Source organism: Novosphingobium sp. ERN07, assembly GCF_012641335.1.
Classification (GTDB): domain Bacteria; phylum Pseudomonadota; class Alphaproteobacteria; order Sphingomonadales; family Sphingomonadaceae; genus Novosphingobium.
The window spans coordinates 438,025-463,239 of record NZ_JABAID010000001.1; the positions used below are offsets into that span (position 1 = coordinate 438,025).

General features: G+C 62.0%; 26 protein-coding genes and 1 tRNA gene. 20 read left to right on the forward strand and 7 right to left on the reverse strand.

Annotated features, from left to right (window positions below; translation table 11 throughout):
- The first annotated feature begins 77 nt into the window (after nucleotides 1-77).
- Complete coding sequence (locus tag HGI47_RS02220; protein ID WP_168851123.1) at nucleotides 78-1,232, forward strand: acyl-CoA dehydrogenase family protein; 1,155 nt, start codon at nucleotides 78-80, stop codon at nucleotides 1,230-1,232.
- A gap of 230 nt (nucleotides 1,233-1,462) precedes the next feature.
- On the forward strand, nucleotides 1,463-2,632 hold the full coding sequence (locus HGI47_RS02225; RefSeq protein WP_168851124.1) for a trans-acting enoyl reductase family protein: 1,170 nt from the start codon (nucleotides 1,463-1,465) through the stop codon (nucleotides 2,630-2,632).
- Between the two features lie 77 nt (nucleotides 2,633-2,709).
- On the opposite strand, the gene HGI47_RS02230 is transcribed toward HGI47_RS02225, so the two are convergent.
- The gene (locus tag HGI47_RS02230) at nucleotides 2,710-3,153 is read right to left on the reverse strand and encodes a globin domain-containing protein (RefSeq protein ID WP_168851125.1); all 444 of its coding nucleotides are present in this window, start codon (nucleotides 3,151-3,153) and stop codon (nucleotides 2,710-2,712) included.
- A gap of 80 nt (nucleotides 3,154-3,233) precedes the next feature.
- Here HGI47_RS02230 and HGI47_RS02235 point away from each other — a divergent pair, with 80 nt between their 5' ends.
- The gene (locus tag HGI47_RS02235; RefSeq protein ID WP_168851126.1) at nucleotides 3,234-3,683 is read left to right on the forward strand and encodes an Rrf2 family transcriptional regulator; all 450 of its coding nucleotides are present in this window, start codon (nucleotides 3,234-3,236) and stop codon (nucleotides 3,681-3,683) included.
- A gap of 2 nt (nucleotides 3,684-3,685) precedes the next feature.
- Here HGI47_RS02235 and HGI47_RS02240 read toward each other — a convergent pair whose 3' ends face one another.
- Nucleotides 3,686-4,111 (reverse strand): hypothetical protein, encoded by a 426-nt coding sequence (locus HGI47_RS02240; protein ID WP_168851341.1) that lies wholly within the window; start codon nucleotides 4,109-4,111, stop codon nucleotides 3,686-3,688.
- A 163-nt stretch (nucleotides 4,112-4,274) separates the two neighbouring features.
- On the opposite strand from HGI47_RS02240, the gene HGI47_RS02245 reads away from it, so the two are divergent.
- A complete protein-coding gene (locus HGI47_RS02245; protein WP_168851127.1) occupies nucleotides 4,275-5,270 on the forward strand; it encodes an adenosine kinase in 996 nt (331 codons plus the stop codon).
- Here HGI47_RS02245 and HGI47_RS02250 read toward each other — a convergent pair whose 3' ends face one another.
- The 3 genes from HGI47_RS02250 to HGI47_RS02260 form a co-directional block, all read right to left on the reverse strand.
- Nucleotides 5,271-6,905, reverse strand: a complete 1,635-nt coding sequence (locus HGI47_RS02250) for a flotillin family protein (protein WP_168851128.1) — start codon at nucleotides 6,903-6,905, stop codon at nucleotides 5,271-5,273.
- Between the two features lie 50 nt (nucleotides 6,906-6,955).
- Nucleotides 6,956-7,567, reverse strand: a complete 612-nt coding sequence (locus HGI47_RS02255) for an OB-fold-containig protein (protein WP_168851129.1) — start codon at nucleotides 7,565-7,567, stop codon at nucleotides 6,956-6,958.
- A gap of 164 nt (nucleotides 7,568-7,731) precedes the next feature.
- A complete protein-coding gene (locus tag HGI47_RS02260; RefSeq protein WP_168851130.1) occupies nucleotides 7,732-8,160 on the reverse strand; it encodes a CBS domain-containing protein in 429 nt (142 codons plus the stop codon).
- A 142-nt stretch (nucleotides 8,161-8,302) separates the two neighbouring features.
- On the opposite strand from HGI47_RS02260, the gene HGI47_RS02265 reads away from it, so the two are divergent.
- From HGI47_RS02265 to dxs, 8 genes are all read left to right on the forward strand, one after another.
- Complete coding sequence (locus HGI47_RS02265; protein WP_168851131.1) at nucleotides 8,303-8,596, forward strand: hypothetical protein; 294 nt, start codon at nucleotides 8,303-8,305, stop codon at nucleotides 8,594-8,596.
- Between the two features lie 31 nt (nucleotides 8,597-8,627).
- Complete coding sequence (locus tag HGI47_RS02270; RefSeq protein ID WP_168851132.1) at nucleotides 8,628-8,960, forward strand: iron-sulfur cluster assembly accessory protein; 333 nt, start codon at nucleotides 8,628-8,630, stop codon at nucleotides 8,958-8,960.
- Between the two features lie 169 nt (nucleotides 8,961-9,129).
- The gene (gene xth / locus HGI47_RS02275; RefSeq protein WP_206065923.1) at nucleotides 9,130-9,906 is read left to right on the forward strand and encodes an exodeoxyribonuclease III; all 777 of its coding nucleotides are present in this window, start codon (nucleotides 9,130-9,132) and stop codon (nucleotides 9,904-9,906) included.
- Nucleotides 9,907-10,044: 138 nt separating this feature from the next.
- Nucleotides 10,045-10,173, forward strand: a complete 129-nt coding sequence (locus HGI47_RS22850) for a hypothetical protein (protein WP_255460570.1) — start codon at nucleotides 10,045-10,047, stop codon at nucleotides 10,171-10,173.
- 1 nt (nucleotide 10,174) lies between these two features.
- A complete protein-coding gene (msrA, locus tag HGI47_RS02280) occupies nucleotides 10,175-10,852 on the forward strand; it encodes a peptide-methionine (S)-S-oxide reductase MsrA (protein ID WP_168851133.1) in 678 nt (225 codons plus the stop codon).
- A 36-nt stretch (nucleotides 10,853-10,888) separates the two neighbouring features.
- Nucleotides 10,889-11,362, forward strand: a complete 474-nt coding sequence (locus HGI47_RS02285; protein ID WP_168851134.1) for a Fur family transcriptional regulator — start codon at nucleotides 10,889-10,891, stop codon at nucleotides 11,360-11,362.
- 37 nt (nucleotides 11,363-11,399) lie between these two features.
- Complete coding sequence (locus HGI47_RS02290) at nucleotides 11,400-12,665, forward strand: MFS transporter (protein WP_168851135.1); 1,266 nt, start codon at nucleotides 11,400-11,402, stop codon at nucleotides 12,663-12,665.
- 42 nt (nucleotides 12,666-12,707) lie between these two features.
- A complete protein-coding gene (gene dxs / locus HGI47_RS02295) occupies nucleotides 12,708-14,630 on the forward strand; it encodes a 1-deoxy-D-xylulose-5-phosphate synthase (protein ID WP_168851136.1) in 1,923 nt (640 codons plus the stop codon).
- Nucleotides 14,631-14,667: 37 nt separating this feature from the next.
- Here the strand turns inward: dxs and HGI47_RS02300 are convergent, their stop codons facing one another.
- Entirely contained in the window at nucleotides 14,668-15,348 is a 681-nt protein-coding gene (locus tag HGI47_RS02300) for an NnrU family protein (protein WP_168851137.1), read from the reverse strand.
- Nucleotides 15,349-15,491: 143 nt separating this feature from the next.
- On the reverse strand, nucleotides 15,492-17,489 hold the full coding sequence (locus HGI47_RS22515) for a peptide MFS transporter (protein WP_240949956.1): 1,998 nt from the start codon (nucleotides 17,487-17,489) through the stop codon (nucleotides 15,492-15,494).
- Between the two features lie 208 nt (nucleotides 17,490-17,697).
- Here HGI47_RS22515 and HGI47_RS02315 point away from each other — a divergent pair, with 208 nt between their 5' ends.
- The 8 genes from HGI47_RS02315 to HGI47_RS02350 all read left to right on the forward strand — a co-directional run bounded on the left by HGI47_RS02315 (nucleotide 17,698) and on the right by HGI47_RS02350 (nucleotide 25,213).
- On the forward strand, nucleotides 17,698-18,039 hold the full coding sequence (locus HGI47_RS02315; RefSeq protein ID WP_168851138.1) for a GntR family transcriptional regulator: 342 nt from the start codon (nucleotides 17,698-17,700) through the stop codon (nucleotides 18,037-18,039).
- Between the two features lie 161 nt (nucleotides 18,040-18,200).
- Complete coding sequence (locus HGI47_RS02320) at nucleotides 18,201-18,482, forward strand: integration host factor subunit beta (RefSeq protein ID WP_168851139.1); 282 nt, start codon at nucleotides 18,201-18,203, stop codon at nucleotides 18,480-18,482.
- 94 nt (nucleotides 18,483-18,576) lie between these two features.
- A tRNA-Leu gene (locus tag HGI47_RS02325) sits at nucleotides 18,577-18,661 on the forward strand.
- Nucleotides 18,662-18,812: 151 nt separating this feature from the next.
- A complete protein-coding gene (locus HGI47_RS02330) occupies nucleotides 18,813-21,164 on the forward strand; it encodes a TonB-dependent siderophore receptor (protein ID WP_168851140.1) in 2,352 nt (783 codons plus the stop codon).
- Nucleotides 21,164-22,246 carry a phytase gene (locus HGI47_RS02335; protein ID WP_168851141.1) on the forward strand — a complete coding sequence of 361 codons (1,083 nt, stop codon included), beginning with the start codon at nucleotides 21,164-21,166 and terminating at the stop codon, nucleotides 22,244-22,246. Before HGI47_RS02330 ends, HGI47_RS02335 begins: the two co-directional genes overlap by 1 nt.
- Before the next feature lie 126 nt (nucleotides 22,247-22,372).
- On the forward strand, nucleotides 22,373-23,047 hold the full coding sequence (locus HGI47_RS02340; RefSeq protein ID WP_240949920.1) for a PilZ domain-containing protein: 675 nt from the start codon (nucleotides 22,373-22,375) through the stop codon (nucleotides 23,045-23,047).
- 124 nt (nucleotides 23,048-23,171) lie between these two features.
- Entirely contained in the window at nucleotides 23,172-24,779 is a 1,608-nt protein-coding gene (locus HGI47_RS02345) for an NAD(P)/FAD-dependent oxidoreductase (RefSeq protein WP_168851142.1), read from the forward strand.
- A 20-nt stretch (nucleotides 24,780-24,799) separates the two neighbouring features.
- Nucleotides 24,800-25,213: a GtrA family protein gene (locus tag HGI47_RS02350; protein WP_168851143.1), complete on the forward strand. Its 414-nt coding sequence runs from the start codon at nucleotides 24,800-24,802 to the stop codon at nucleotides 25,211-25,213.
- Nucleotides 25,214-25,215 lie beyond the last annotated feature (2 nt).

Sequence of the window (25,215 nt, forward strand, 5' to 3'; positions counted from 1 at the left end):
ATTAAATTCTCGTTGACCGGAAGGGGGCCGCAGGCATAGGCTGCGGTCAAATAACCTGACCCCGGAGAGAATTTTCCATGTCCCTCGATCTGATTCCGCGCACCGCCTATAACGAAGATCACGAAGCCTTTCGCCAGACGGTCCGCCGCTTTTTGCAGGACGAGATCGCGCCCAATGCCGAAAAGTGGGGCGAGGCAGGCATCGTGCCCAAGGCGATTTGGCCCAAGGCTGGCGAACTGGGGATGCTGTGCCCGACGGTGCCCGAAGATTACGGCGGGCTGGGGCTTGACTTTGGTTACAACGCCATCGTGGACGAAGAGAGCAGCTATTACGGGCGCGTGGCGACCGGCTTTTCGCTGCAATCGGATATCGTTGCCAATTACCTCGTGTCTTATGGGTCTGAAGAGCAGAAGCAGAAGTGGCTGCCCAAGATGGTTTCGGGTGAGGTGGTAACCGCCATCGCCATGACCGAACCGGGCACCGGGTCCGACCTTCAGGGGATGCGCACCACCGCGAAGAAGGACGGCAACCATTATGTGATCAACGGGTCCAAGACCTATATCACCAATGGCCAGAACGCCGACCTGATTCTGGTGTGCTGCAAGACCGATACCGACGTGCAGCCTGCGTGGAAGGGCGTTTCGATCGTGCTGGTCGAGGCGGATCGCGAAGGCTTCAAGCGCGGGCGCAATCTTGACAAGATCGGGCAGGATGAGGCCGATACGTCCGAACTTTTCTTTGAAGATGTGCGAGTGCCGATCACCAATTGCCTTGGCGAAGAGGGCAAGGGCTTCATCTATCTGATGAGCGAACTACCGCAGGAGCGCCTTTCGATTGCCGTGGGCGCGCAGGCTTCGGCGCAGAAGGCGTTCGACGATACGGTGGAGTTCACGCGCGACCGCAAGGCGTTCGGCAAGCCGATCCTTGATTTCCAGAACACCCGCTTCACGCTGGCCGATATCAAGGCGAAGCTGCAGGTGGGCTGGGCGCATCTTGACTGGGCACTTGCGCGGCATCTGAAGAAGGAACTGACGCCGGAAGAGGGCGCTGCGGCCAAGCTGTGGCACACCGAACTGCAGTGGGAGGTCATGGACAAGTGCCTGCAGCTTCACGGCGGCGCGGGTTACATGAACGAATATGCCATTGCGCGGGCTTGGCGCGGCGCGCGCGTGACGCGCATCTTCGGCGGGACGAACGAGATCATGAAGGAGCTGATCGGCCGCAAGCTGTGATGTGACAGGGGAGGCACGTGGCCTCCCCTGTCTTTGTCCGCGCTGTTGCGTGCTGGATTCCCGCCTCCGCGGGAATGACGAAGGTTGAGGGGCGGGTAGTACTGGCCCATCCCCGGCCCTTCCCGTTTGCGGGAGGGGCGTTTTCTGTCTTAACCCATCGCTTAAATCCGGTTGCAATCGACACTGATTTTGCCAAGCTGCCGCCATAACGAAAACAGGCGGAGAGGATCATGGACAAGTCGGCGCGGCCCTATGACATCGTGGTCTATGGGGCGACGGGGTTTACCGGACGGCTGGTGGCGGAATATCTGGCGCGGCATTATGGGCAGGAAGGGCCGCGCTGGGCGATGGCCGGGCGCTCGCTTGCAAAGCTGGCCGAAGTGCGGTCGCTGATCGACGCGCCGAAGAACACGCCCTTGATCGTGGCCGATGCTTCTGACCCGGCGAGCCTTGCTGCGATGGTCGAGCAGGCGCGCGTGGTGGTGACCACGGTGGGACCATATCAGCTTTATGGTGAGCCACTGCTGGCGGCCTGTCTGGCGGCAGGGACCGACTATGCCGATCTGTGCGGCGAGCCGGTGTGGATGCGCCAGATGATCGATAAATATGGCGAAGAGGCCGCACGGACAGGCGCACGTATCTGTTTCTCCAGTGGGTTCGATTCGATCCCGTTCGATCTGGGCGTTTTGATGTTGCAGCAGGAAGCCGTGGCGCGCTTTGGCCGCCCAGCCCCGCGCGTGAAAGGGCGCGTGAGGGGCATGAAAGGCGGCGCTTCGGGCGGCACGGCGGCCAGCCTTAAGGCGACGCTCGCGGCGCTGGGGCGCGATCCTTCACTGATCCCGCTGATGCAGAGCGCGTTCTGTTTGACGCCGGGTTTTGAAGGGCCAGCGCAGCCTGCAGGCGATGTGGTACAACACGACGATGCGTTGGGAAGCTGGGAAGCGCCGTTCATCATGGCGGCGATCAACGTGAAGAATGTGCACCGCACCAATGCCTTGCTGGGCCATCTGTGGGGCGCCGATTTCGTCTATGACGAGATGGTGCTGACCGGGCCGGGCGATCAGGGTAAGGCGATTGCCGAACATATGGCCAGGACGCCGATGATCGGCCGCCCAGACGATCCGCAGCCGGGCGAAGGGCCTTCCAAGGAAGAGCGCGAGACGGGCTTTTACGATGTGCTGTTCGTGGGCGAGATGCCCGATGGGCAGGTGATCCGCTATGGCGTGAAGGGGCGATACGATCCGGGCTATGGATCGACCAGCAGGATGATCGCGGAAACGGGAATTGCGCTGCTTTCAAGCAAGGCAGAGGGAGGTATTGGCACGCCGGGCGCGATTTTGGGAGAGGCGCTGGTTCAGCGGTTGCGCGCGCATGCGGAAATCAGCTTCGCGGCGGAGTGATGGACGAAGCCCGCCTGCCTGACGGAGGGTCGAGAACAGGCGGGCTTGCTTGTGCAGAATGACCGTTCGGGGGTTGGTCAATCTGCCAAAGCGTAAGCCTCAGCCTCTGCGGCGACAAGGATATCGGCCAGCATCCAGTAGGCTTCGCCCCATGCGCCGAGCACTTCGTCGGTAGCCACATCGGCGCCCAACACATCGCGGATTGCTGGCAGCAGGGCTTCGGCCACATAAGGATAGTGTTCGGCTTTCACGCCGGTTTCGACATGGCGCTGGACCATGCGGGTCACTGCAGGGCCAAGGTTCTCAAGCTTGTCGATGTTCTTGGCATAGGCGAGGATCGCGCCGGCCAGACGGCGCGGCTGTTCGCCGCTTTCCTGTGCGGCTTGGTCAAACATCGCTTTCACATCTTCGCTCTGGAACAGGCGCTTGTACATCGCGGTCGTGATCTCGATCCCGTGCTTTTCGATGGCGGGGGCGGTGGTTTTCACAATGGCTTTGGCGTGTTCGGAAGCGGTGCGCATCAGGGATCTCCAATCTGGTATTGAAAATACCGGTATTTGGATTGCTTGATTTTCGCAAGGAGAAAATTGATAGGTCTGGAATGCAACTGACACAGCACACTGACTTTGGCCTGCGCCTGCTGATCGTGCTGGCGCGCAAGAGCGGACCGGTGAGCCTGCCTGCGTTCTCCGCCGAACAGGGGCTGAGCTATCATCACGTTGCCAAAGTGGCGCAGGCGCTGGTGCAGGCGGGGTTTGCCGTATCGCAGCGCGGGCGCAGCGGGGGGATCGCGCTGGCGCGGCCTGCCGGCGATATCGGCGTAGGCGATGTGGTGCGCAAGCTGGAGCGCGGGATGCGGCTGGCGGACTGCGCAACGTGCGCGCTGAAAGCCGATTGTGGGCTGAGCAGTGTGCTGGCCGAAGCGCTGGCGGCGTTTATGGGCGTGCTGGACCGTTATACGCTGGCCGATGTCTCGCGCGAAGGGGCGGCGGCGTTTGCGCCTTGGACGGCGCTGCCGGTGGCGCCGGGCTGCGCGGTTGTGGAATCTTAAGGTTATTGGCCCTTCTTGAGCGCGGCGACGCAAGAGGCGCGATCCACATCGCGGCCATCGCCGCGGCGGGCATCGACATAGGTCGCGGTGGGCTTACTGCTGCCGGATTGCGGGTAGAGATAGACGTCGAGAATGCATGCGGTGCCGGTCCACTGCATCTTGCGGGCGTCATCCTCGATCACATCAAGCCGTGGCGTGCCGAAGGTGCGGCCAAGCTGGAGGGCATCGGCCCCGATCACGCCCTCAAGGCCCGGTGCCATCTGCACTTGCGCCGTGGGGCGCTGTGCGGGCGTGGTGCGCGGGATGGTGTTGCGCGTGGGCGGGGGCGTGGAGCGGACCTGCGTGGTCCGGCCCGCAGGCGCGGCTCCACCGCCGCCGCAGGAAGCGAGCAGCAGGGCGAGCGGGAGGGCGGCTGAAGCAAGGCGCATGGTCACGCCGAGGGGATGCAGCGACGGCGCATGATGGTCAACGTGGTTCCGCACGGCATGGCGCAGCGACGGAGCGTTCCGGCGCTTGCTGCACTATCTTGCTGCACTGCAATGAAACGGCTAGTCCCTCTGCCAACTTACCCCGAAATGGAGCCATTCCTGCATGTCCGAGCCGCTTTATGACGTGATTGCCATCGGCAATGCGATTGTCGACGTGATGGCCCCTTGTGAAGATGCCGAAATCGAAACGCTGGGCTTGGCAAAGGGCGGCATGACGCTGGTCGATACCGCGCGGGCGCAGGAGCTTTATGACGCGATGGGGCCGGCGCGCGAGATTTCGGGCGGCTCTGCGGCGAACACGCTGGCAGGGCTTGCCGCGCTGGGCGGGCGTTGCGCGTTCATCGGGCAGGTGGCGGACGATCAGCTGGGCGAGGTTTTTGCGCATGATATCCGGGCTGGCGGCATTGCCTATGACACGGTGGTGCGTGCAGACGAGCCGCCGACGGCACGCTGCCTGATCTTCGTGACGCCCGATGGCCAGCGCACGATGAACACGTTTCTGGGCGCATCGCAGTTCCTGCCCGCCGAAGCGCTGGACGAGAGCCAGATCGCAGCTGCGGGGATCCTCTATCTCGAAGGCTATCTGTGGGATCCCGAAGAGCCGCGTAAGGCCATGCGCCGCGCGATTGCCGCCGCTCGCAATGCCGGGCGCAAGGTGGCGTTCACGCTTTCGGACGCATTCGTGATTTCGCGCCACGGCGATGATTTCCGCGCGCTGATCGAAGATGGCCAGATCGACATCCTGTTTGCCAACGAACACGAACTGGCGGCGCTGACCGGTGTGGAAGATTTCCAGACCGGTATCGAACAGCTTGCCGCGAAGGTGTCAACCGTGGTGGTCACGCGCAGCGAAAACGGCGCGCACGCGATCAGCAATGGCGAACATGCGCATGTGCCTGCAGAGTCGATTGCCAAGGTGGTGGACACCACCGGCGCGGGCGATCTGTTCGCCGCCGGTTTCCTGTTCGGCTATGCCCGGAACAAGCCGCTGGCCACCTGCCTGACGCTGGGCGCGATCTGCGCGGCTGAAGTGATCTCGCACTATGGCGCACGGCCTGAAGCCGACCTCAAGGAACTGGTGGCCGCGCGGCTGGGCTGATCATTCGGGCGGTTCGACCGTGGGGGCGGCCTTCACCAATCCTTCGAGCGAGCCGCCTTCAAGGCCCAGTTCCTTCATCAAGCCATCGATGATCGGGGCCTGGGCGCGGTAGCTCAGCGCGGCGGTGAGTGCATCGCTGGCGAGGTTGCCAGTAGTGGGTGCGGTCGCGTCGCCCGCACCGCCCGATGCGCGGGTGAGGCCATCGACCTGCACGATCTTGATCGAATCGATGGCTTCCAGCGGCTTGGCGGATTCGCGCACCAGATCGGGCAGGACTTTCAGCAGTGCCATCTTGGTTTGCAGCGAAATCTGGTCTGACGAGAGCAGGTTGGCGGCTTCGTTGATCGCGCGCTGGCCTGCCGCTTCGACCTCGAAGCGGACGCGCGCGGCTTCGGCGCGGAGTTTTTCGGCTTCGGCTTCGCCTTCTGCTTCAAGTCGCACAGCTTCTGCACGGTTGGCGGCAGCGGCCTTTTCGGCTTCGGCTTCAACCTTGACGCGAATGGCGTCGCGCTCGGCGGCCTTCGCCGCTTCGATCAGTTCGATGCGCTTGCCACGTTCGGCCACTTCGGTTTCGCGCGAGGTTACGACCTGTTCCTCGGCGGCGGCAGCCTTGGCACGGGCTTCGTCGGCCTCGGCCTTGGCCTGGCTTTCCTCGCGGCTCTTGTTCTGGATCGCGATCTGCTGTTCCTGCTTGGCGATTTCGAGCGCCTGCTGCTGTGCGATGCGGGCTTCCTGCACGGCGCGGTCGGCCTGAATCTGCTGGCTGTCGACCAGCTTCTTCGCCTCGATCCGCGCGGCTTCAGCTTCCTGATTGCGCAGGGCCTGTTCGCGCGCCACTTCGGCAGCCTGTTCGGCGCGGCGCATCTCGATTTCGCGTTCCTGTTCGAGCCGGGCAAATTCATTGTCGCGTGCGATCTTCAGCGACTGCTGCTCGGCCTCAAGGTTCTTGGTCTCAATCTGGACGCGGGTGTCCTGCTCGATGTCGTTGCGGGCTTTTTTGCGCAGTTCGATCTGTTCGGTCAGCTTGGTAAGACCTTCGGCGTCGAAAGCGTTGTTGGCGTTGAAGTGTTCGATGCTGGTCTGGTCCAATCCGGTGAGCGAGACGGATTCGAGTTCCAGCCCGTTCATCGCCAGATCATTCGACGAGACCTGCTGCACTTTCTGCACGAAATCGGCGCGCTGTTCGTGGAGCTGGTTCATCGTCATGCCCGCCGCGACCGAGCGCAGGGCATCGACGAACTTGCCTTCGACGAGATCCTTCAGCGCTTCGGGTTGCATCGTGCGCATCCCCAGCGTCTGCGCGGCCATTGCGATGGCACCGGCATCGGGGCGCACGCGCACGTAGAACTCGGCCTTCACGTCGATCCGCAGCCGGTCCAGCGTGATCAGCGCATCGGTGTTCTTGCGCTCAACCGCAAGGCGCACGGTGTTCATGTTCACCGGCATCGTTTCGTGCAGGACGGGCAGCACGAGCGCGCCGCCGTTGATCACCACCTTTTCGCCACCAAAGCCGGTGCGAACGAAGCCGACTTCCTTCGTGGCGCGACGGTAGAGGCGCGTCAGCGTGAAGGCGATCACCAGCAGCAGGGCAAGGCCGGTGCCAGCATAGATGCCGATGGGAACAAGCTGGTTCATCGAAATATCTCCCGCCTTTTCAGCAGATGTGATGTGAATCTGAAGTCTATTCAGGTGAGCCGAAGCGGGCCGTCCGCATCGATTGCGTAAAACAACTCACCCTCGCGACGGACAAGCAGCACTTGCGCACCTTCGCTCAGCGTAGCGCTGTCTTCATGTGGTTCGGCCATGACAAAGTGCGTCTGGCCGTGCATGTCACGCACAGCGACACGCGCGGGATTGCCACGCATGGCCTTGCCGATCTGCACGATGCCCCGTTTGCCCACCAGTGCATCGACCGAGACGGCTGTTGTTTCGTCATGGGGCCAGATGCGACCAATAAGGCGGGTTATCGCGGTGTTGACCGGCCATGCGGCAATCAGTCCCATGCCGGTTGCGGCGCCGGGACCAAAGGGGCTGCCGAAAAACGCGGCGACAAGTTGCTGCAGCGACAGGCCGACCAGCGCGAACGTAGCGAGGAAGAACGACAGCCACACGATAAATGGCAGTGCGCCAATCCCGGTGACGCTGGCAAGCGCAGAGCCTGCGTCGATGTCTCCATCGCCACTATCGGCATCGCCAAGAAAGTCGGAAAGGCCCGTCACTTGCACTACGACCAGCAGTGCTAGCAGGGCGAGTGCGACGGCGAATGGCAGGTTTTCGGGGGCCAGTAGACCGCCCATGTCGATAGCTCCCCTGGTGTTGGACCCGGATCATGGCAAGGGGAGCTTGCGAGGCCAAGTGGAATCGGATGGCCAACGAGCGGATTTTGCGCCGGGGTGGAGAGGTCGTTCGGCTGACGCCGAATGCCAACCCCTGCGCCTACCGCCTGCAGGGTGTGTGTGCCTCAGGCCTGCTGGATATAGACCCGCATCGCGTCGGCTTCGGCTTCGATCTTGTCGAGGCGTTGCTTTACGAGGTCACCGATCGAGACGAAGGCGACCATGCGGTTGCCTTCGACCACGGGCAGGTGGCGGAAGCGGCGTTGAGTCATCAGGGCGAGCGCTTCCATCACCGTGGTTTGCGGGGTGATGGTGACGACGGGCGCGGTCATCATGTCGCGCACTTTCATGTGCAGGGCGGCTTCGCCGTGCTTGTGCAGGCAGCGGATCATGTCGCGTTCGGAGAAGATCCCGGCGACGGCGCTGCTGCCGTCTTCCACGGGCAATGCGCCGATGCGGTGGCGGGCGAGCATGTCTATCGCGTCGGAGACTTGCGCGTCGGCAGAGACGCTCCACACTTCACCGCGGCCTGAAATGACTTGCGCAATCGTCATGGCATCCTCCGTTGCTGAGCGGACCTTGCGCCTTTGGACGTCTTTGCGGGCCGCCTGATCTCCCATAGTGATCATGCCATCTTGGTGGCCATTGTCAAAGCCGTTGCAAACCCCAGATGCGATGCGCAAAGGACCGAATCCGATGACTGGCCGATCCCCCCTTGATGATCCCGAAAACGCACGCTTTGCATGGGGCCGCTACCGGGCGATCCTGAAAGGCATGGCGGCGTTCAGCACGGCGGTGGTCGTGGTGGTGCTGGCAGTGCTGTACTGGCAGGTCGGGCTGGTTTCGATCCACCTGTTCATAGCCACGGCGCTGGGCGTGTGGCTGACGATCATGCTGATGGCGGCGCTGATGGGGCTGGTTTTTCTGTCGAGCGGCACCGGCCACGATGAATCTATCGAGGACAGGCTGGGGGCTGAACGCGACCGTTGAGGTTTCGGCTTGCCGCCCCTATCTTGGGTGCATGACCGAAGCTGCCGTATCCCTCGCCCCCAGCGCCGCCGCGCGCGTTGCCACGATTGCGCAAAAGCAGGGCAAGCCTGCGATCCTGCGACTTTCGGTAGAAGGCGGGGGGTGTTCGGGCTTTCAGTACAAGTTCGACCTGGCCGATGCACCGGAAGAGGGCGACACGATTGCCGAGACGGACGGCGTGCGGCTGCTGGTGGACGAAGTGAGCCTTGGCCTGCTGGATGGCAGCGTGGTGGAATATGTCGAATCGCTGGGAGGCGCGGCGTTTCGGGTGACGAACCCGCAGGCGGCTTCGGGGTGTGGCTGCGGATCGAGCTTTGCGATCTGATCGAAAAGGTCGATGATTTCTGAGGCATCTTTTTTGCCGTCACCCTGAACGTGTTTCAGGGGCCATCTCTCATCTCGGACTGCGGCTTGTTCGGCAAAATGGATCCTGAAACACGTTCAGGATGACGAAGAAGCTAGAGAGCGTCCATTGTGCAAAGAACGCGATAGGCATGATCAAAGTCGCCAGCTTCAACATCAACGGGATCAAGGCGCGTTTGCCGCGTCTGCTGGAATGGCTGGAGGAAACGCGGCCTTCCGTGGCGTGCCTGCAGGAGATCAAGACGCAGGACGAAGGCTTTCCCGCCGCTGAGTTCGAGAAGATCGGCTATCACGCGATCTGGCACGGACAGAAGGGCTTTAACGGTGTGGCAATTCTTGCCGATGGCGAGAAGCCGGTTGAAGTGCAGCGCGGGCTGGCGGGCGAGCCGGAGGACGAGCATTCGCGCTATCTTGAAGCCGACGTTTTCGGGCTGCGGGTGGTGTGCATCTATCTGCCCAACGGCAATCCGCAGCCGGGACCGAAGTTCGATTACAAGCTGCGCTGGATGGAGCGGCTGCGCACCCGGATGGCGCAGATCCGTGCCGAAGAAGTGCCCGCGCTGGTGATCGGGGATTACAACGTGATCCCGGAAGACAAGGACACCTTTTCGGTCAAGGCGATGGCTGATGATGCGCTGATGCAGCCCGAATCGCGCGATGCCTATCGTCGGTTGCTCAACGATGGGTGGACCGATGCGATTGACACGTTGAACCCGCAGGGCGGCGTCTGGACGTTCTGGGATTATCAGGCGGGCGCGTGGCAGCGCGATCATGGGTTCCGCATCGATCACGCGCTGCTTTCGCCCGAACTGGCGGACCGGATGGTGAGCGCGGGTGTGGACAAGACCTATCGCGGGCGGGAAAAGGCCAGCGATCATGCGCCGGTTTGGGTAGAACTGCGCGGCTGACGCCATTCGTCGCATGTCATGAACGTTTCGCAGAATCAGCGAAGCATGTGGCGCGGCCCTGTGCAGGGCGTCACCGAACATTAAGGCGAATCCGGCGATAGGTGGGATACGCAAAGATTGAGACACGAAAGCATTCCTATGGGCCTGTTCAAGCCTGACTTTTTCCGTTCGATGGCCTTCGGGTTCCTGATGGGTGCTGCCGTGATGGCAGTGACGGCGGGGACGACTGCATTGGCCACGCCTGATACCGAACAGGTTTCCCGCTAAGATGCGCCGCCCGGTCCTCTCGGCGCTTGCGGTGATGGGAATCGGGATGGCTGCGTTTCAGCAACCGGCACGGGCCGAGGGCACGATGGCTACGCCCGCCGCTGCGGTCGAAGCGCGCGAGGAACCGGGCAAAAAGATCGCCATTTTCGCAGGTGGGTGCTTTTGGGGAATCGAGGCGGTGTTCAGCCATCTGAAGGGCGTGAGCAGCGTGGTTTCCGGCTATCACGGCGGCGACAAGAAGACAGCGATTTACGACGTGGTGGGCAATGGCAATACCGGCCATGCCGAAGCGGTGCGGGTGACCTATGACCCGGCGAAAATCCGGTATGACCAGTTGCTGCGGGTGTTCTTTGCAGTGGGCGCGAACCCCACGCAACTGAACTATCAGGGACCGGACCACGGCACGCAGTATCGCAATGCGCTGGTGCCGATGAGCGTGGAACAGAAGCGCGTGGCGGCGGGGTATCTGGCGCAGTTGAAGCGGCTTGACCTGTGGAAGCAGCCCATCGTCACGGCGGTTGAACCGTACAAGGCGTTCTATCCGGCGGAAGGCTATCATCAGGACTTTGCCGCCAACAATCCCGATCACGGTTATATCCGGCGATGGGATGCGCCCAAGGTGCGGGCGTTGAAGACGATGTTCCCCGATCTGTACAAGCCGATGTTCACGCGGAACTGATTTGCGGTTCATGGCGTGGATGCCTATCTAGGGCGCATGGCAACGCAGCATCATCACCATCGCGATCTGGAAGGCGAAACGCTGGTTTCGGCGGCGCGTGATGCGCTTATCGAAGCGGGCGAGCAGTGGACCGAGATGCGCGCGGACGTGTTCGAGGCGCTGGCCGGGTGTGAGAAACCTGCTTCTGCCTATGACATTGCCGAAAAGGTGGGCACCGCGCGGGGCAAGCGGGTGGCGGCCAATTCGGTCTATCGCATTCTTGACCTGTTCGTGCGCGCCAATCTGGCGCGGCGGGTGGAAAGCGCCAATGCCTATGTCGCCAACAGCCATCCGGGGTGCAGGCACGACTGCATTTTCCTGATCTGCGATCTGTGCGGCAAGGCCGTGCACAGCGATGACGACAAGCTGACCGGGGCATTGCGGCTTGCGGCGCAGGCGGCTGGCTTCGCCGATGTGCGCCCGGTGGTGGAAATTCGCGGCCATTGCGCGGAGTGTGCTGCGGGCGACTAAGCGCGGTAACGGTTTCGCGCCTTTGGGGGAGGGCAGCTTGCACGATCAGAAACACCTGCCCACACGCAAGCAGTTCGTGGCGGTCATTTCCGGCAATGCGCTGGAATTCTATGATTTCCTCAGCTTCAGCTTCTTTGCGGTTAATGTATCGCGGGTGATGTTTCCTGCCGGAGCGCCCGGCAGTGCGCTGCTGTTGACGCTGATGACTGCGGGGGCGGGCTTTGGTGCGCGGCCTTTGGGCGCGATCCTGTTCGGGCTGCTGGGCGACCGGATCGGGCGACGGCCGACGATGCTGGCAACATTCGCGCTGATGGGCGTGAGCGCCATCGGGCTGGCGCTGACGCCAAGCTATGCCGCAATCGGGGTGTGGGCGCCGGTGCTGGTTGTGCTGTTCCGGCTGATGCAGGGGCTGGCAGCGGGCGGCGATGTGGGGCCGACGACGGCTTTTCTGGCCGAAAGTTCGCCGCCGGAAAAGCGCGGTATGCTGATCGCGTTGCAGCTTGTCGCCATGCGCATCGGCGTGCTGGGCAGCGGCATGGTGGGTCTGATGCTGGCAAGCGTGCTGACTCCGGCGCAACTTGACGCTTTTGGCTGGCGCATCGCCTTTGCGATTGGTGCAGGCATCGTGCCGCTGGCCTTCATCCTGCGGCGGCGGCTGGACGAGACGCTGCATCTGCCCGAAAGTGGGCCAAACGTGGTGACCGAACTGGACGTGCGCGCCTATGCCGCTGCGCTGCTGGGCGTGTTCGGGTTCCTGCTGGCAGGGGCGACGGGTGATTTTCTGTTCGTCTATGCCGTGACCTTTCTGAAAATTCCGGTGACCAACGGCTATCTGTTGCAGATGGCGGCGGCGGCGACTCAGATCGTGGGGTTGCTGGCAGGCGGCTGGCTGGGGGACCGGATCGGGCGGCAGAAAGTGAACTTTGCGATGGCTGTGCTGGCGGCGCTCACCTCGCTGCCGCTGTTCCGCTGGGGCATCGCGGGCGGCACGCTGGGGCAGCTTGCGCTGGCGGCGGCGCTGCTTCTGTTGATGGCGACGGTTTCGGCGGCAGTGGCCTATGCCGCGTTTGTTGAGATAACGCCCAAGCGGCATCGCGCCGGGCTGGTCGGCATCGGCTATGGCGTGGTGGTGGCGCTGACGTTCGGGCTGACGCCGGTTCTGCTGACGCGATACATGGCGCGCAGCGGCGATCTTTCTGCGCCGGGTTATGCCTTTGTGGTCGCGGCGGTGCTGTTAGGTGTCTCGTCGGTGCTTCTCGGAAAACGCGCAGCCCCGACTTTGGGGAAGTCTTCGGCGCTATGATCCTGTTCGACAGTGCCCAAGCATAAGTGTAAGGGCGGTGGGATGAATTCAGAACCGGCAACGCCGCTGCTCGACACGGTTGATACACCTGATGACCTGCGCAAGCTTGCGCCATCGCAGCTTCGCCAGCTTTCGGACGAATTGCGTGCCGAAATGATCTCCGCCGTCGGCACGACGGGCGGACATCTGGGATCGGGCCTTGGCGTCGTGGAACTGACCGTGGCGATCCACTATGTGTTCGATACGCCGCAGGACAAGCTGGTGTGGGACGTGGGGCACCAAGCCTATCCGCACAAGATCATTACGGGACGGCGCGACCGCATCCGCACGCTGCGGCAGGGCGGGGGGCTTTCGGGCTTCACCAAGCGCAGTGAAAGCGAATACGATCCGTTCGGCACGGCGCATTCCAGCACGTCGATCTCTGCCGCGTTGGGCTTTGCCATTGCCAACAAGCTGGCAGGCCGGCCGGGCAAGGGCATCGCCGTGATCGGTGATGGCGCGATGAGCGCAGGTATGGCCTATGAGGCGATGAACAACGCCGAAGCTGCGGGCAACCGGCTCGTGGTCATCCTCAACGACAACGACATGTCGATTGCACCTCCCGTGGGTGGGCTTTCGGCCTATCTCGCAAGGCTGGTATCATCGCGCCCGTTCCTTGGCCTTCGCGACATTGCGCGGCGGCTGTCGCGCCATTTGCCGCGCCCGCTGCACGAAGCGGCGCGCAAGACCGATGAATTCGCGCGCGGCATGGCGATGGGCGGCACGCTGTTCGAGGAGCTGGGCTTTTACTATGTCGGGCCGATTGACGGGCACAATATCGACCAGTTGATCCCCGTGCTGGAAAACGTGCGCGACGCGGCCGAAGGGCCGTGCCTGATCCATGTCGTGACGCAGAAGGGCAAGGGCTATGGCCCGGCTGAGCAGGCGGCTGACAAGTATCACGGCGTGCAGAAGTTCGATGTGGTGACGGGCGAACAGGTGAAAGCCAAGCCGGGCGCGCCTGCCTATCAGAACGTGTTCGGAGAGACGCTGGCCAAGCTGGCGGACAATGACCCCACGATTTGCGCGATCACCGCCGCGATGCCGAGCGGGACGGGCGTGGACAAGTTTGCCAAGGCGCATCCGACCCGCACGTTTGACGTAGGCATTGCCGAGCAGCACGCGGTGACCTTTGCCGCAGGGTTGGCGGCCGAAGGGATGCGGCCGTTCTGCGCGATCTATTCAACCTTCCTGCAGCGCGCCTTCGATCAGGTGGTGCATGACGTGGCGATCCAGAATCTGCCCGTGCGCTTTGCTATCGACCGCGCCGGGCTGGTGGGGGCCGACGGGGCGACGCACGCGGGATCGTTCGACGTGACCTATCTGGCCACGCTGCCCAACATGGTGGTGATGGCCGCGGCTGACGAGGCCGAGCTGGTTCATATGACCTATACGGCTGCCTGCTATGACAGCGGGCCAATTGCCTTCCGCTATCCGCGCGGCAATGGCACGGGCGTGGCGCTGCCTGCGGTGCCGGAGCGGCTGGAAATCGGCAAGGGCCGGATCGTGAAGCAGGGCAGCAAGGTGGCGCTGCTTTCGCTGGGGACGCGATTGGCCGAAGCGCTGAAGGCGGCGGACCAGTTGGAGGCCAAGGGGCTTTCAACGACGGTGGCCGACTTGCGCTTTGCCAAGCCTCTGGACGAAGCCATGATCCGCCAGTTGATGACGACGCACGATGTGGTGGTCACGATTGAGGAAGGATCGATCGGCGGCCTTGGTGCGCATGTGCTGACGCTGGCGAGCGACGAGGGCCTGACCGATGCAGGTCTGAAAATCCGCACGATGCGCCTGCCCGACGTGTTTCAGGATCACGATGCGCCCGACAAGCAATACGATGCAGCGGGTCTCAACGCGCCGAACATCGTGGACACTGTGCTGAAAGCGCTGCGCCACAATTCGGCAGGCGTTAGCGAGGCGCGGGCTTGATGATTGTCCCGCTGTGCAAACAGCGGGACAGGTAACCTCAACCAACCAGCAGCCACAGACCGGCAGGGATGCCGAAGAAGTGGTAGTGCGCCCAGGTGATCAGGAACCACACGAGGAAGGCGATGATCCAGATCACGCCGATGGCACCGAAGTGTTCGATGCGGGGCCAGAACGAGGTCCGGCGCAGCCAGGGGCCGTATTCGCGCTTGTTCCATTCGCCCTTGCGCTTGTCCTGAAAGTGCGAGCCGAGCAGGGCCAGCACGATCATTCCCGCCATCAGGACAATCGAGCGCCCGGTGGGGGCAGCAATGATGTGCGCCAGCGCCCAGAGCGCGATGCCCCACATCATCGGGTGGCGCGTTATCTTGAACACGCCGGAGGGGATCACCGTGCCAAGGCCTGCCGCGTTCTTGCCGGGCAGGGCCGGGTTGCGCGCGAATGAGGGGAGAAGCAGCGCCAGCGCCACGATGGTCAGCACGCTGGCAAGCAGCCAGGGCAGGGGGTGCATCCCGTTCCACAGCGCCCCATCAGCGTCGGTCCGATCAAACACGATAATGGCCCAGGCCAGCGTGCCAATCGATACGAAAGAATAGAGTAACAGGAACGGCTGCGCGCCCATTTTTGCGATCAGCGTGGCGCGCAATGGCCCCGACATGGCGAAATGGGAACCCACGAACATGATTGTGGCCACCGCGAGGTGGACCAGAGAAGCATCCATTATTGCCCCCATCCCCGTCGGTCCGATGCGACCCGAACTCGACTTAACTAAAGTTAGTGGACTTTAATCTGACGGACCGATGGCAACAAGACCATCGGCCCCTTTGATATGACCGTTTCGGAGGAGACTGCGCCTTCGACGTATCAGGTAACGCCGTGCATAAGCCTTTTCAGGGGGATCGCTATGACGAGCAGCACAGCGCCGATCCCGACCGAGACCCAGCCAATGGTGGTGAACACGCCGACATAGGTATCGAGGCTGACCTTGAGGTTGGTAACCTGCCCGCCCACGGTTTCGACACTGGCGACCTGCGCCACCATGCCGGCGACATATTGCGCGACGGCAATGGACAGGAACCACACGCCCATCATCATGCCGACGATACGCGCCATCGACAGTTTGGTGATCATCGAGAGGCCCACCGGCGAAATGCACAGTTCGGCCATCGAGTGGATGAGGTAAAGCCCGGCGAGCCAGAACAGGCCGACCTTGAACTGGGCATCGGCAAACTGCGCGCCCCAGACCAGCAGCAGGAAGCCGCCGCCCACGCCCATCAGTGCGATGGCGAACTTGACCGGGATCGAAGGCTCCACCCCGCGATTTGCCATCGCGTTCCACATCATGCTGAACAGCGGGGCCAGCGTGACGATGAACAGCGCGTTGAAGATCTGCGTCTGCCCGGCGGGCATGACATAGACCGGATCGTTGCCGAAGCCCTGCGTGCGGGCATAGACCATCCCGCCGAAGCCCAGCAGCATGACGACGCCAAAGCCCAGCTGCATCTTGCGCTGCGTCTCTGCCGTTTCGCCATTGCCGAAGAAGCGCGCCAGCGCCCAGCCCAACCCACCCAGCAGGGCGGCGAAGAACAGGTAATAGCTGGCAGGCACTTCACGGAACATGGCGAAGAGGGGCCGCGTCCAGCCAATCTCAAGCTGGGTGTTGCGTTCGGCAAAGAGGGTGAGTGAGGAGCCGGCTTGTTCGAACAGTGTCCAGAACACGGTGTTGAACACGATCAGTACCATTGCCGCCAGCATCATCTGGAATTCCTGCCTGCTGCCTGCGGCCAATGCCCAGATCAGGATGGCGGGCACCGCAACGAGGAAGGTGCCGAACATCATCTTGCCCATGATCGGCAGGCCGAGGAAATAGCCGACAAGCCCTTCGCCCGCTTGTGGCGGAACGTATGCCATCAGGTTGGTGAAAAGGAAGAAGAACAGCGGCACGCAGACGAAGGCCGCGCCATAGATGAGCCAGTCTTTGCGCGGATCGGCCCCGGCAGGTCGCTCGCCATAGCCATCAAGACGGCCGCCATCGAACTGGAACAGCACCCATGAGAACGTCATGCCAAGGGCGGCAAGGCCGAAGCCTGCCCACCAGCCCACGCTTTCTGCCAGAATCGGGCAGAAGAACTGCGAGATCAGCGAGCCGAGATTGATACCCATGTAGAAGATGGTGAAGCCCGCATCGCGGCGACGGTCACCATCGGCATAGAGTGTGCCGACGATGGTGGAGATGTTGGGCTTGAAGAAGCCGTTGCCCACGGTGACCAGCGAAAGGCCAATGAGGAGGATGCCGATGTGGAAGGGCGAACGGTCACCATCGGATTCGAATCCGCCTGGCGCAACCCGCTTCGCCTCGGTGCCGTCAGCAGCTTTGAGCGAGACGGACTTGTCATCGTTGCCGACGATTTCCAGGCGCTGGCCGCTCATTTCGAGCGAGCGCACTTCCTTGCCGGAACTTTCGGCCACGGTCACTTCGTAGCGCTGGCCTTGGATCGTGGCATAGGGCTTGGCCGCTTCACCGCCGAAGCAGAGCATGAAGTAGCCCACCGCCATCAGGATCGCGCCGAACTTTACCGACCGTTTTGAGCCGAGATAGCGGTCTGCGATCAAGCCGCCGATAAGCGGGGTGAGATAGACCAGCGCCGTGAAGCCGCCATAAAGACCGGTGCTGGTGCTGTCGTTGAACAGGAAGTGCTTGGCGAGGTAGAGCGTGAGGATCGCCCGCATTCCGTAGTAGCCAAAGCGTTCCCACATTTCCGTGGTGAACAGGCGCTTGAGCTGCGGGGGATGGCCGAACCATTCGCCAGCGGCGGGCGCGAGCGGGGCGTTCGGGGCGATGGTCGTGTTATCCTGAGCCATGCGGGCGGGCGGCCTCATCGTTGTTGCATCGACATTTCGGGCACCGCGCCTCTCCCGCGCGGCGGAGCATCGCGCCTTAGTGGCACGATCGCGGATGGCAAGAAACTATTTTCAATCGCAACCAGTCTTGCCGTCCTGCACCATTGGCCATGAGAAGCCCTTTTCAGCAGGCGTTGTGCGTCTGGCTGTATTATGGCAGTGCATCACCATGAGCCACGCCAATCGCCCGGTCTATCTGCGCCTGCGCGACGAGATCTGCGCCGCGATCCTTGATGGCGTCTATCCCGAAGGCGCGATGCTGCCCTCGGTCCGGGCCTATGCTGCGCAGCAAGGGGCCAATCCGCTGACCGTGGCCAAGGCCTATCAGCAATTCCAGGATGAGGGGCTGGTGACCGTGCAGCGGGGGATCGGCATGTTCGTGGCACCCGGTGCCGCCGCTGCGCTGCGCGAGCGGGAGCGTGCGGCGTTCCTGAGAGACGAATGGCCCTTGATCGCGGCACGGATGCAGCGGCTGGGAATCACCGTTCGTGACGTAACGGAAAAGGCCTGAACCGGTCCATTTTAGGGCACCAGTTATACCATCAACCGATTGTAATGATCGCTTTAACGTGGCAGTTATTCGAAATGCGCCCGTAACGGGGGTTCTGGGTGCAGGGATCGTCAATAACTGGGGGGCATTCCTGCCAAGGAATGTCTGGCGGAGGGAATAGCATGATTAGATCGGAGCTGCTCCAGGCACTTGCTAAGGAGAGCCCGGAAATGCGCAGCGAGGAAATCGAACGGGTTCTCGATGTTTTCTTCGATGAGATTGCCAAGCGGCTCTCGGAAGGCGGGCGGGTTGAACTGCGCGGCTTCGGTGCATTTTCGACGCGGGACCGCGATGCCCGCAAGGGTCGCAATCCGCGGACCGGTGAAACGGTGGACGTGCCTGGAAAGCGCGTTCCCTATTTCAAGGCTGGCAAGGAAATGCGCGTACGGCTGAACGCCGACTGAGCATTTCTTCGCAGAAATTTCTAAAAGGGTGCGGCAACCAGCGTTGCGGCGCCCTTTTTGCTGTGGCAGGCGCGTGTTCAGCAATCGCGCTTCAGCGGACGTGGCGGAATGGTAGACGCCGGGGACTTAAAATCCCTTGATCCTTGATCGTGCGGGTTCGAGTCCCGCCGTCCGCACCATGCCAAAATACCTTGCAAAAACCGTATGTTGCAGGTGCATGACTGTGGCGTGGTGATTGTCATCGAACGGTCTTCGAACCGTCGCAAAACAGTCAGCACCCGTCCCTAGAGGCGACGCCAAGCAAAGCGTCACCATGAGGGACAAGAGATAATGAACGTGATTTTCGAGCGGTCGCGCCGTGCGATCCTGCTGGGCAGTGCTGCACTGTGCATGGCATCGGTTGCCGCACCAGCTTTTGCTGCTGATGAGGCTGCGGCGGTCGCTGATGATGGGGCAGACGAGCAGACGCGCACCGCGCGCGAGATCGTGGTGCAGGGCGACATCGGCTTTCGCAACCACAGCGATGAGGCCGAGCCGAAGCTGGTTTATGACGAGGAATACTTCCGCCGTTTCGAACCATTGACCGCAGGCGATGCGCTGAAGCGTGTACCTTCGGTGACGTTCCTTTCAGACGTGCTGGAATCGGACGGCGCGCGTCTGCGCGGCCTTGATCCGGGCTATACTCAGATCCTGATCAACGGTGATCGCATTCCCGGTTCGAACGTGGACCGTTCGTTCTTCCTTGATCGCGTTCCGGCGGAACTGATCAAGCAGGTCGAAATCGTGCGCTCCAACTCTGCCCGTCGCACTGGCGATGCGGTGGCGGGCACGCTGAACATCGTGCTGCGCGATGCCTTCACGATGGATGGCGGCTATGTGCGCGGTGGTGCGCTGATCTTTGACGATGGCGAGATCAAGCCTTCGGGCGGCCTCTATTATGGCGGCAAGTTTGGCCCCGGCCGTCTGCTGGCGGGCGTAAACGTGCAGGGGCGCTATAACCCCAAGAAGAAGACCAGCTTCCGGTACAGCGATTCGCCGGAAAACAACCCGAACTTCGCGACCCAGGACTTTGCCGACCGCGAAGACCAGCGCGATACCCGCAATGGCACCGACTATGCCGGCAACCTGAGCTGGGCCTATGACGATGGCGAGAACAAGTTCGAGATCGCGGGCAATTATGTGCGCACTGATCGCGACCAGATCGAGCGGTCTTCGGGCTATAACGATCCGACATCGACCACCGGTCCGATCCGAATCAACGCCAATGGCAATCTGACCTATGACAACTACAACCCGTTGTTCATTCGGCAGGAAAGCTGGGCGGCGACGGCGAAGTTCGTGAAGGAAACGGACTTTGGCAAGACCACGGCGCGCATCGGCTTTGCCCGGTTTGACAACAAGGAAGAAGAATTCGAGCACGAGGTCGAATTCGACCGTTCGACCCCGCGCTATACCGGCGACTATTCGCTGACCAACATCCGCGATGACGAGCTTTCGATGCAGTTGGAGCAGACCTTCAAGCTGGGCGAGGGCTTTGCGTTTGCACTGGGCGGATTTGCGCAGAACAAGGACCGCGACACCGACATTTCGGACGTGCGCAACCGCTTCAACGTGCCGCGCGCTTCCTTGCTGACCTACAACCAGTTCACCAACAATCCGCAGGAATTCGCTATCGCGTTTCCGGCCACTTCGGCCACGCCGGGCGGCCTTAACACCATCGAGGAAGATCGCCGCGATCTTTATGCGCTGGTCGAAGGCAGCAATGGCGGCGTGAAGTATGAAGCGGGTGTGCGCTGGGAAAACACCACGGTCACGACCAACGACCTGACCGCCGCGACGCAAGCTCGCGTGAAGTACGATTTCCTGCTGCCGTCCGCATCGATCAAGGTGCAACTGGGTGAAGGCCGTCTGACCGCATCGGCTGCGCGCACCGTGCGCCGCCCGCGCTTCGACTACATCTCGCCCGCGCTCCTGGAAGCGGAACTGGGTGACAATGACCTGCTCGGCAACACCAATCTGCGCCCGGAAACGGCGTGGGGCGGCGATCTGGGTTACGAATATCGCCTTGGCCGCACCGGCGTGATTGGCGTCAACGTGTTCTACCGCAAGGTGCAGGATCTGGTCGAACTGACCAACACGCAGGTCGAAGGTTCAGAAGGTTCCGGCACCTTCGTCTATCAGCCGCGCAACGTGGGCGATGGCGAAGTTTGGGGCGTCGAATTCGATCTTTCGGCAGACCTCGGTTTCGTCGGGCTGCCCGATACCGGCGTGTTCGGTAACCTTTCGGTGATCGACAGTTCGATCCGTGACGAATTCGGCAGCCGCCGGTTCAATGGCCAGTCGAAGTATGTCTACAACTTCGGCATGATCCAGAACCTGCCGGGCGTCGGGGCATCGTTCGGTGCGACCTATCGCAAGCAGGGTTCGGCCTATGATCGCACCGTGGGCGAGGAAGTGACCACGCGCTATGGCGCGGATCTGGAGATCTTCGTCGAAAAGCGCATCGGCAAGAGCTTCACCATCCGCGCGGTGGGTTCGAATCTGCTCAACGGCAGCAAGGACGAAGTGTTCAACAAGTTCGCGACCACCGGTGATCAGATCGCTCGCAATTTCGATGAATACGAGCTTGAATCCGAAGAAGCCGGCCCGGTGTTCCAGATCGTCGCGCGGTATGCGTTCTGATGGGGCGGAACGTTAACGCCAAGGCGGGATCGGGAGCGATGCTCCCGGTCCTTGCCCTTTTGCTGGCAGGCTGCGCCGGGATGCAGGCTGCGCCGCGCCCCTATTACCCTGCGGTGGACGTTCAGGCGAGCGGCGAGACTGCGCCGGTCGGCACGGGCAAGGCCGATGCCGCCGATGATCCGGCAATCTGGCGCAATGCGGCGAATCCTGCCGCCAGCCTGATCGTGGGCACGGACAAGAAGGCCGGGCTTTACGTTTATGGGCTGGACGGCAAGACGCGCGATTTCGTGAGCGCGGGGCTGCTCAACAATGTGGACCTGCGCGAGATTGCGCCGGGGCGCATTCTTGTGGGGGCAAGCGACCGCACCGACGGCGCGGTGCCGAAGATCGCGCTTTTCGCACTTGATGGGGCAACGGCAAAGCTGACGGCGCTGGGCGCGCAGGCTTTCCTGCCTGCTGACCATGCGCCTGCCGAAGCCTATGGCTTTTGCATGGGCAAGGGGCTGGAGGCCGGAGAATTGGCGCGGGCCTATGTCGTGCTGAAGGATGGCGAAGTGGCCGAGAGCCGCCTTGTCGACGCTGGTGGTACGATCCGGGCAGAATATGTGCGTTCGGTAAAGTTCGCGACGCAATCGGAAGGCTGTGTGGTCGATGGCCGCACGGGTACGCTTTATGTCGCGGAAGAAGATGTGGGCATCTGGCGGGTAGACCTGAAAGCGGCGACGCTTGCCGCCGAGGCGTTTGCAATGGTCGGGCCGGACAAGGGGCTGGTCGATGACGTGGAAGGGCTGGCACTGGCCCCTGAGGGCGAGCGTGGCGGCTATCTCGTCGCTTCGAGTCAAGGCGACAATGCCTATGTCCTGTTCGATCTGCAAACGGCTGCACCGCGCGGGCGCTTTCGTATTGCTGCCGGGCGATTCGGCGCGACGAGCGATACCGATGGCATCGAACTGGTGCTGGGGGATTTTGGTCCGGCCTATCCCGGTGGGCTGTTTGTGGCGCAAGATGGCGACAATGCACCTGCCGCCCAGAACTTCAAGCTGCTCAGCTGGGATGAAATTGTTCAATCATTACAAAGATAAACAGCATTAAGATTGAATAGAATGTGCGCTGGGTAACATCACGGTAGGACTTTCTGGCCTAAGTTCTTCCAATCCGGGGCTTGCGCGAGTCCCGGATACGGGGACCCATGCGCAAGGGGAAAGGGCTTGGCCCAGCCAGAAGACGATCTGCCGGGAGCCGCGAATCGCGGTGATGATAGCACGGGGGCGGACCAGCGTGCCGCCCCGCGCTTCATGCTGCTTATCCGCGCGGCCAAGCTGATCGTTGACGATACCTGCGAATTTCTCTGCGTGATCCGTGATGCTTCTTCGACGGGTCTGAAGATTCGCCTGTTCAATACGCTGCCGCCGCACCGTTCGCTGGCGGTGGAAATGAGCAATGGTGATCGTTACCCGCTGGAACTGGTGTGGCACGAGGGTGAGTTTGCAGGCTTCCGCTTTGGCAGCGAAGTGGATGTGCAGCGCCTGCTGGATGAAAGCCACGGCGCGTTTCCGAAGCGTCAAGTGCGGTTGCGCATCAATCTTGACGGGATATTGCATTCGGGCGGCGAAGCGTTGCGCGTGGCGTTTCAGGACATTTCGCAGCAGGGCGCGTGCATCGAAAGCGACAAGTGGCTATTGATGAACGAGCTGGTGCGGATCGAAACCGATGTGATGCCGCCGCTCTATGCCAAGGTCCGCTGGCGCAGCCACCCGCGCTATGGCGTGTTGTTCGAGCAGACGTTCAAGCTAGATGAACTGGCACGCATTGCTGCGCCGTTGCAGACAGGCGCACATGCGCACGATGCCCTGGGCCACCCGGAGCGTTTCCGGCGCATCTGACGCTGCGATTGAAGCGGCGCACGGCGGGGAAACTTTCGCCAATCCCGCGTGTATCGTTAACCATCCTTTATCCATTTTCCTTCACCTCTGACACCAGCGAAGAGCGCTTGAGACGGGGGTTTTGATGGTTAACGGGACGATTCGCGCCACGGGTGCGGCCTCAGCGAACCAGAGCCGTAAGGTTGACGTTGCAATCATCGGAGCGGGGCCGGCCGGGCTGACCGCCGGATACCTTCTGACCAAGCGTGGCTTTTCGGTGGCGATCATCGAAAAGGACGAGACGTATGTGGGGGGCATCAGCCGCACGGTGGAGCACGAAGGCTACCGCTTCGATATCGGCGGACACCGCTTCTTTTCGAAGAGCCAGCAGGTGGTCGACCTTTGGAACGAGATTCTGCCGGATGACTTCATCCAGCGCCCGCGCATGAGCCGTATCTATTACGAGGGCAAGTTCTACTCGTATCCGTTGCGCGCGTTCGAAGCGTTGTGGAACTTGGGCATCGTGCGTTCGACCTTGTGCATGGCAAGCTTTGCCAAGGCCAAGGCGTTTCCGAACCGCAAGGTCAAGAGCTTCGAGGACTGGACGATCAACCAGTTCGGCAGCAAACTTTATTCGATCTTCTTCAAGACCTATACCGAGAAGGTCTGGGGGATGCCCTGCGATGAGATGAGCGCTGACTGGGCCGCGCAACGCATCAAGGGCCTGTCGCTATGGGGTGCGGTCACCGATGGTCTGAAGCGCAGCCTGGGCCTCAACAAGCGCCCGAATGACGGGATGCAGACCAAGACCCTGCTGGAAACCTTCCGCTACCCGCGCCTTGGGCCGGGCATGATGTGGGATGCCGCGCGCGACAAGATTCTGGCCACCGGCAAGGGCGAAGTGCTGATGGGCCATGCCTTCAAGCAGCTTGCCGCCGATGGGCAGGGCGGCTGGCGTCTGTCCGCCACCGGCGCGCAGGGCGATGTGGTGATCGAGGCCGCCCACGCCATCAGTTCTGCACCGATGCGCGAACTGGGCGCACGCCTGCACCCGCTGCCGGCGACATCGCTGGAAGGCAGCCGTTTGAAATATCGCGACTTCCTGACCGTTGCGTTGAAGATCCGTTCGGAGGAACTGTTCCCCGACAACTGGATCTATATTCACGACAGCAAGGTGAAAGTCGGTCGCATCCAGAACTTCCGTTCATGGTCGCCCGAAATGGTGCCTGATGACAGCGTGGCCTGCGTGGGGCTGGAATACTTCTGCTTCGAAGGCGACGATCTGTGGGATTCCTCGGACGATGATCTGATCGCGCTGGCGACGAAGGAAATGACGATCCTTGGTCTCGTCAGCCCGGAAAAGGTGATCGGCGGCGTGGTGGTGCGTCAGGAAAAAGCCTATCCGGTCTATGACGATGAATATGCCGCCAATGTGCTGGCCATGCGCACCGAACTGGAAGCTGCGCACCCAACGCTGCACCTTGTCGGACGGAACGGGATGCACCGCTACAACAATCAGGATCACGCGATGATGACCGCGATGCTGACGGTTGAGAACATCGCCGCAGGCGCGCGCCAATATGATACCTGGTGCGTGAACGAGGACGCGGAATATCATGAGGCGGGCGACGAGGGGGCCGAGAAGATCATTCCTGCGCGCACCGCGTTGAGCGAGGATCAGGCCGCAGCGCTGGCATCGGTGCGCGCCGTGCCCGAACGGATCGTGGCCGAAAAGCCTGCGAAAGCTGCCTGACTGTAACTCTGATGTCGGAAATGAACAGGATGATCCTGCCGATGATCGACCGCCTGCGCCGCGTGACCTTATTGCGCTATCTGCTTGCCAGCGTGGGGGCGTTGGCGGTGGATATGGGGTCTTTCCTTGCGCTGCTGGCGCTGGGCACGATCCCGGTGGCCGCGTCTGCCGTAGGCTATTCACTGGGCATCGTGGCACACTGGCTACTGTCTAGTCGGGCCGTGTTTACCGATGCGGTCGCCGCCGAACGTGGTGCGCGCAACCGGCAGAAGGCCCTGTTTGTTGGCTCGGCGCTGGTCGGGCTGGGGCTGACCACGCTGATCGTGGCGGCAGGAACGATGGCGGGCGTAGATTCGCGCCTAGCCAAGATCGCGGCGATCGGAGCGAGCTTCACGGCCACATGGCTCTTGCGCAAGCGGGTTGTCTTTCAGTGAGA